This window comes from Kocuria rhizophila (genome assembly GCF_003667225.1).
Lineage (GTDB): Bacteria > Actinomycetota > Actinomycetes > Actinomycetales > Micrococcaceae > Kocuria > Kocuria rhizophila.
Genome location: NZ_RCOM01000102.1, coordinates 1 through 7,164 on the forward strand (window position 1 = coordinate 1; position 7,164 = coordinate 7,164).

General features: G+C 72.6%; 5 protein-coding genes. 2 read left to right on the forward strand and 3 right to left on the reverse strand.

Annotated elements, in window-relative coordinates:
- Nucleotides 1–90: 90 nt before the first annotated feature.
- Together D9R02_RS10715 and D9R02_RS10720 are read right to left on the reverse strand one after the other, a co-directional pair.
- Entirely contained in the window at nt 91–2,223 is a 2,133-nt protein-coding gene (locus D9R02_RS10715; RefSeq protein WP_121566890.1) for a DEAD/DEAH box helicase, read from the reverse strand.
- 156 nt (nt 2,224–2,379) lie between these two features.
- The gene (locus tag D9R02_RS10720; RefSeq protein ID WP_121566891.1) at nt 2,380–4,110 is read right to left on the reverse strand and encodes a DUF2079 domain-containing protein; all 1,731 of its coding nucleotides are present in this window, start codon (nt 4,108–4,110) and stop codon (nt 2,380–2,382) included.
- A gap of 385 nt (nt 4,111–4,495) precedes the next feature.
- On the opposite strand from D9R02_RS10720, the gene D9R02_RS10725 reads away from it, so the two are divergent.
- Complete coding sequence (locus D9R02_RS10725) at nt 4,496–5,491, forward strand: DNA-3-methyladenine glycosylase family protein (RefSeq protein ID WP_059281162.1); 996 nt, start codon at nt 4,496–4,498, stop codon at nt 5,489–5,491.
- A 259-nt stretch (nt 5,492–5,750) separates the two neighbouring features.
- Entirely contained in the window at nt 5,751–6,464 is a 714-nt protein-coding gene (locus D9R02_RS10730) for a VIT1/CCC1 transporter family protein (protein WP_019309696.1), read from the forward strand.
- A 143-nt stretch (nt 6,465–6,607) separates the two neighbouring features.
- On the opposite strand, the gene D9R02_RS10735 is transcribed toward D9R02_RS10730, so the two are convergent.
- Nucleotides 6,608–7,009, reverse strand: coding sequence for a thioredoxin family protein (locus tag D9R02_RS10735; protein ID WP_039101893.1), 402 nt, complete (start codon nt 7,007–7,009; stop codon nt 6,608–6,610).
- Nucleotides 7,010–7,164 lie beyond the last annotated feature (155 nt).

The window sequence follows — 7,164 nt, forward strand, 5'->3', positions numbered from 1 at the left end:
GACCACCACTGACGCGCCGCCCCTCACCCCACCGGGGATCCTCCGAGGATCCGCCGGGGTGTGAGAGGCCGCGCGTCAGTGGTGGTCGGATCAGCGTCCGGAGTAGCCGCCGTTGGTGCGGCCGTAGCTCTTCTTGCGGGGGCGGTCCTGGTAGGAGGAGCCACCGCCGCGGGGACGCCCGCCACCGCGGTCGTCCCGGTACCCGCCGCGGTCGTCGCGGTAGCCGCCACGGTCACCACGGTCGTCCCGGTAGCCACCTCCGCGGTCGTCCCGGTAGCCACCACGGTCGCCCCGGTACCCGCCGCGGTCGCCACGGTCGTTGCGGGGTCCGCGGTCACGGTCCCCGCCGCGGAACCGGTTGCCGCCACCGCTGCGGGCACCACCCGGTCCGCGGTCCTCCTGGATGCGGATGGGAGCGCCGTTGATCTGGGTGTTGGAGAGCTTGTCGAGGGTGCCCGCGGGCAGGTTCTCGGGCAGGCCCACCAGGGTGAAGGTGGGGCGGATGTCGATCGCACCGATCTGCGAGCCGTTGAGCCCGCCCTCGTGCGTGAGCGCACCCACCACGGCACCGGGGACCACGCGGTCGCGGTGGCCCACAGCCAGCTTGTAGGTCTTCATGCCGGCCTCGTCACCCGGGGAGCGCCGGCTGCGGGGGCCGTCCCCGTCCTTGCGCTCGCGGTCGCGCTTGCGCTGCGGCACCTCGGGGAGGTCCTCCACGAGGAAGGGGCGGCCGTTCTGCGCAATCACGGCCAGGGCCGCGGCGATCTCCACGGCGTCCACGTCGTGCTCGGCCTCGTAGCGCTCGACCATCTCGCGGAACAGTCCAAGGTCCTCGGACTCGATGGTCTCCTCGATCTGCCGGGCGAAGTTGTCCTTGCGGGTCTGGTTGACCTCGTCCGTGGTGGGCACGCGCATCTGCTCCACGGGCTGACGGGTGGCCTTCTCGATGGCGCGCAGCAGGTACTTCTCGCGCGGCGTCATGAAGAGGATGGCCTCCCCCTTGCGCCCGGCACGGCCGGTGCGCCCGATGCGGTGCACGTAGGACTCGGTGTCGTGGGGAATGTCGTAGTTGACCACCAGGGAGATCCGCTCGACGTCCAGGCCACGCGCGGCCACGTCCGTGGCCACGAGGATGTCGATCTTGCCGTCGCGCAGGGAGTCCACGGTGCGCTCGCGCAGGTTCTGCGGGATGTCGCCGTTGATCGCGGCGGCGGTGTAGCCGCGGGCCTTGAGCTTGTCCGCGATCTCCTCGGTGGCGGCCTTGGTGCGCACGAAGACGATGACGCCGTCGTAGTCCTCGACCTCGAGCACGCGGGTCATGGCGTCCAGCTTGTGGGGGCCCATGACCTGCATGTAGCGCTGGCGGGTGTTGGTGCCCGTGGTGGTCTTGGCCTTGACCGTGATCTCCTTGGGATCGCGCAGGTACTGCTGCGCGATCCGGCGGATGGCCTTGGGCATGGTCGCGGAGAACAGCGCGACCTGCTTCTCCTCCGGGGTCTGGGCCAGGATCTTCTCCACGTCCTCGGAGAAGCCCATGCGCAGCATCTCGTCGGCCTCGTCCAGGACCACGTACGCGATGTCGTCGAGCTTCAGCGAGCCCTTTGAGAGGTGGTCGATCACGCGACCGGGCGTGCCCACGACCACCTGCGCGCCGCGCTTGAGCCCGGCCAGCTGCGGGCCGTAGGAGGAGCCGCCGTACACGGGCAGGACGGTGAAGTCCTCCAGGTGCGTGGCGTAGGAACCGAACGCCTCGGCCACCTGCAGCGCAAGCTCGCGGGTGGGGGCCAGCACGAGCACGCGGGTGCTGCGCTGCGGACCGTGCAGGTCGGAGAGCTCCGCGAGCTTGGACAGCGCGGGCACGGCGAACGCGGCGGTCTTGCCGGTGCCGGTCTGGGCCAGGCCCACGACGTCCCGGCCGCTGAGCAGCGCGGGGATGGTGGCGGCCTGGATGGGGGAGGGGTACTCGTAGCCCACCTCGTCCAGGGCCGCCAGCACACGCCCGTCCACGCCGAGCTCGGCGAACGTGGGCAGCTGGGGCTCCTCGGAGGGCGCCTGCGCCGCCTGGGCGGAGGGGCTGTCGACGCCGCCCGGCTCGGTGGCGGGCGTTGCGTCCTGGGCCGCGGCGGCGGCGTCGTCGGCGACGACCTCGGTCTCCCCGGGCGCGCTTGCGGGGGCGACGGTCTGGGCGGTCGTGTGGTCTGCGGGGGTGGATTCAGTGGGCACGGAAGAACCTCGCTTGGGTGGAATGGAGTGACTGACACCGGTGCGAGCGGAACCTCCGCTGAAGTCCTGGACCGACATGCCGGAGCGGCGAAACGGTGGATTGAGGACATGAGACCGGGATGATGACACTCCAGCCTACCGCACGGCGTCCCCGGATCAGCCCTCCAGGCGGGCCACCACGATGTTCTGCTCGTCACTCACCACGGTGTACCGGGCGCCGTAGACCTGGCCCGCGTACGCCGCCACGTCCTCCGGGGGTGTGCTCCCCCAGGTCTCGCTGGAGCGGTCCAGGACCACGTACTGGGGGTCGGGATCCTGCCCGTTGCCTATCCAGTGCACGTCCGCGCGGCTCACGAGGGCGTTCATGAGGGAGAGGTCCGTGGCCGCGCTCGCGCCGGCGGGGATCTCGGCCACCGCCGTGGTCTTCGCGTCCGCGCGGGGGTCGGGCCGCCACGCCTCGGGAGAGGCCAGCCGCGCGAGCGGCAGCTGCGTCCCGACCGCGAGCGCGACGAGCAGGGCGCACCACGGAGCAGCCGCGGCCACGGCCCACAGCGCGGTGGCCTCCACCCGGCCCCGGCGTCCCGAGCGCGCGGCCCCCGAGACCAGGCGCTGCTGTGCCCGCGCGGAGTCCCCGCGCAGCCGGACCACGGCGTCCACGAGCGCCACGAACACCACGGGCATCAGGACCGCGCTGTAGTGCCACCCCGCGCCCCAGTAGCCGTCGTTCGGCGAGAGCATGCGCCACGCCAGGGTGGGCAGCGCCACGAGCGCAATGGGCGAGCGCACCGCCACCACCGCACCCGCGAGCAGCAGCAGCGCCCACGTGCCGAGCTTCTGCGCGGGCACCACCTGAAGGATCACCGCGCTCGCGGGGTCCCGCAGCAGGCCCGCCAGGTCCAGCTTGTCCGCGTACGCGAACTCGCCCGCGGGGTTCAGCGCGGGCAGCACCACGCCCACCGCGAGCGCCGACACCAGCACACCCCACACCACGAGCGCCGCTCCACCCACCACGGCCGGGTCCCGCAGCGACATCCGCGCCCCGCTCCCCCGCTCCCGGCGCACCGGGGACGACGCCGCCCGGTCCGGTTCGTGTCGTGCCCCCACCAGGTCACGACGGGAAGCCGCAACCTCCCAGCTCGGCCCACCCCCGTCCGCTGAGGTGGTGGGCGCCGTCGGGCGGGAGGGCCGCGCGCAGAAGGCGTCCCAGCGGCGTCGTAGTCCGGGGAGCCGGTGCCGCACCGCAGGGCGTGCGGCGTGACCGAGCATGAGCGCTCCCACGGCGGCCACTGTGAACCCCAGGTCCTCCTTGACCAGCGCCACCGGCGCGCACCACAGGGTGGCGGCGAGCCAGCGACGCTCGCGCAGGGCCCGGAGACCCGTGGCGAGCAGGGGCACGGCGAGCGCGATCTCGTGGAACTGCACCGCCACCGCGTTCTGCAGGCCGAAGCTCAGCGCGTACGCCACACCGATGGCGGCTGCGGGAGCCGGGTGCATCGCCCGCGCGGCGCAGCGCGTGATGACGGCTGCGGACGCCCCGAACAGGACGTTCTGAACAATCATGGGGGTCAGCGCGGAGGGGAACAGCGCGTACACGGGGGTCAGGACGATCAGCAGCGGGTGGAAGTGGTCCCCCAGCAGGTTGAAGCCGTCCCCCTTGATGTCCACCACGGGCCCCTCGCCTGCCGCGTAGGAGGACAGCAGCTGCGTGAAGATCGCGTTGTCCCACGAGGGCACGTCCCAGCGGATCCACTGGCTCCAGGACAGCGCGCAGTACAGGGCCGTGGCCAGGGAGCCCACCAGAACGGGGAGCAGCCACGCCCAGTGGGCGCCCCGCGTGCCGCGAACGGGCGGTGCTACCGCCGGGACTGCGGGATTCTGGCGGTCCAACGGTCCTCCGTCCGGGGGTCGAGGGCGCCGGCCCGTGGGGGACGGGACAGGCGGGGCCATGGCACGGCCGGCCCGCCGTCGCTGGGGCGAGCCGAGTGGAACGGGGCCGTGCTCTCAGCGCGCGGCCCCGGACGAGCGCCATCGGCCGGGAACGGCGGTTGTCGGCGCCTGCCACGCAGACTACCGGCAGCCGGAGCGCCGCTCGGTGAAAGCAGTCGCCGTAACGACCGGGCCGTGCCGGACTCGTGCCGCGTCTGCGACGTGATCGGCGGAACCGGTGGGGAGACCGCGGCCAGACGTCGGCCCGGCGCGGACGCCGGAGGCAGTCTTCTCCCGGAGAGCGGGACCGCGCACGGTGTCGGAACCCGGTGGCATCATCGCCCCCATGACCACGGAGGTGACCACGCGCGGCGTGGGGACGGAACACGCGCCCGCCCGGTGGCGCTGGACCCCGCGGGGACCGCTCCACCTGGGGCAGACGCTGCGCGTGCTCGGTCGCGGTGCGGAGGATCCCACGTGCCGGGTCCTCGGCGAGGACTGCGTGTGGATCACCACCCGGTGGAACCGTCTGCCCGTGAGCGCGCGCTTCACCCGGCCCGCCGGTGCGACCGGAACGAATCCCCTGGACCGCGACGTCCTGGTGGAGGCCTGGGGTCCCGGTGGCGAGGGGTGGCTGTCCACCGCTCCCCGCTGGGTGGGCCACGAGGACTCGTGGGAGGACTTCGACTCCTCGGCCGCGTTCTCCGAGCTGCCGCATGCACTGGTCCGGGCCCGGCACGAGCACCCCGGCCTGCGGCTCCCGTCCGCCGGGAACCTGCTGGAGCGGGCCGTGGTGGCGATCCTCGAGCAGCGGGTGACCGCGATCGAGGCCGTCCGTGCGTACCGGGCGCTGCTGCGCTGGAACGCCGAGTCCGCCCCCGGGCCCGCTCCGCACGGAATGCGTGTTCCGCCCACACCGGAGCAGTGGCGGCGCACACCGTCCTGGCAGTGGCACCGCGCCGGGGTGGATCCGGCGCGCTCGGCCACCGTCATGCGCACGGTGCACCGGGCCGCCGCACTCGAACGCCTCGCCCTGGATCCCGATCCTGCGCGGGTGCGCACGGCGCTGCAGAGCATCCAGGGGATCGGTCCGTGGACGGCCGCGGAGATCACGCAGTGCACCCACGGGGACCCTGACGGGGTGAGCGTCTACGACTACCACCTGGCGAACTACGTGTGCTGGTTCTTCGACCGCGCACCGGGCTCGGACCAGCGGATGCTCGAGCTTCTGGAACCCTGGCGTGGCCACCGCCAGCGCGTGGTGCGGCTCATCAAGGCCAGCGGCCACCGCAAGCCGTCGTTCGGGCCGCGGTTGAGTCCGCAGGACCACCGGCACCACTGAACCGCGGGAACGGCGGGAACCGGAGTCATGCGAGGCGGCACCGGCGCTGCGAGCGCCCTGGGGCGACTGGTGCGACGGGAACCACCGGCAGGTCTGACAGGGAGGACGCCTTCCACGCGGGTGACCGTGCGTGGTCACGGCACGACGGCACCCGTGCCGCCCCTGCCGGGGGACAGCCGGCACCGCACGCCGTGGCACGCCGTTGAGGTATGCCTGGCCTGCGTAGAAGTTCCCCCGAATCCGGAGCACACTTGCTGGCATGTCACAGCACACCATGGCAGAACCCCATGCCGAGAAGTCCGGGGACCGACTCAACAAGCTCCGCGCCGCCGTCCTGGGCGCCAACGACGGCATCGTGTCCGTGGCCGCCACTGTGGTGGGCGTGGCCGGCGCCACCGCGGCCACCGGCCCCATCCTGATCGCGGGCTCGGCGGCCGTGATCGGCGGCGCCCTGTCCATGGCGCTGGGCGAGTACGTCTCCGTGTCCAGCCAGAAGGACTCCGAGGAAGCACTCATCGAGAAGGAGAAGTGGGAGCTCCAGGAGATGCCGGAAGCGGAGCTCGAGGAGCTCGCGGAGCTCTACCGGGAGCGGGGCCTGAGCGAGGCCACCGCCAAGCAGGTGGCGATCGAGCTCTCGGAGAAGGACGTCCTGCGGGCACACCTGGATGCGGAGCTGGGCATCGACCCGGATGACATCGTGAACCCGTGGTCCGCCGCGATCTCCTCCGCCCTGGCGTTCTTCCTGGGGTCGCTGCTGCCGATGCTCGCGATCCTGCTTCCGCCGCCGGAGCTGCGGATCCCCATCACGTTCGCCGCGGTCCTCGTGGCGCTGGGCCTCACGGGCACGCTGGGCGCCCGGCTCGGCAAGACACCGCACGTGGCGCGCGCCGCCGTCCGCGTGGTCGTGGGTGGCGCCCTCGCCCTGGGTGCCACGTTCCTGATCGGCTCCCTGCTGGGGGTCTCGGCGGCCTGACACGCCGCGCTGCACGACGCCGCCCGGGCCCGCAGCGCCCCGGCGCACGACGAGGGCGGTTCCCCGTGCTGGGGAACCGCCCTCGCCGTGTCTGTGCCCCGCGTCCGCGGGGCCGGATCCGCGCAGTGCTGCGCGGGCCAGGATCAGTTCTGCGGAGCCTCGGGCTCGGCCGCGGACTCAGCCTGTGCCGCCTGCTTCTCGACCTCTGCCCGGACCTCGTTCATGTCGAGGTTCTTGACGGCCGTGATGACCTCCTCGAGCGAGGAGGCGGGGAGCGCTCCCGGCTGGGAGAACACGAGGATGCCCTCGCGGAACGCCATGAGGGTGGGGATGGAGGAGATCTGGGCGGCGGCGGCCAGGCCCTGCTCGGCCTCGGTGTCCACCTTGCCGAACACGATCTCCGGGTTCTTCTCGGAGGCGGCCTCGTAGGTGGGTGCGAACTGCTTGCAGGGGCCGCACCAGTCTGCCCACCAGTCCAGCAACACGATGTCGTTGTCGGAAATGGTCTGGCCCAGGGTGTCCTGGGTGATGTCAACGGTAGCCATGGTCTCCACCCTAGGAGCCGTCCCCGAGGGTCTCCAGACCGTTCACTGGTGGCACAAGGAACGCCTCCCGGGCGTGTTGCAGGGGCAGGCACCTGACCCTGGCGGCTCGTGCGGCAGACGCGGCGGTGCGCACCACCGGTGGCGCGGCCCACCCG

Excerpts from the sequence above, each read along its gene's own strand:
- D9R02_RS10725 (WP_059281162.1), top strand. The coding sequence starts at position 4,496 with ATGACCACGGAGGTGACCACGCGCGGCGTGGGGACGGAACACGCGCCC.
- D9R02_RS10730 (WP_019309696.1), top strand. The coding sequence starts at position 5,751 with ATGTCACAGCACACCATGGCAGAACCCCATGCCGAGAAGTCCGGGGAC.
- D9R02_RS10735 (WP_039101893.1), bottom strand. The coding sequence starts at position 7,009 with ATGGCTACCGTTGACATCACCCAGGACACCCTGGGCCAGACCATTTCC.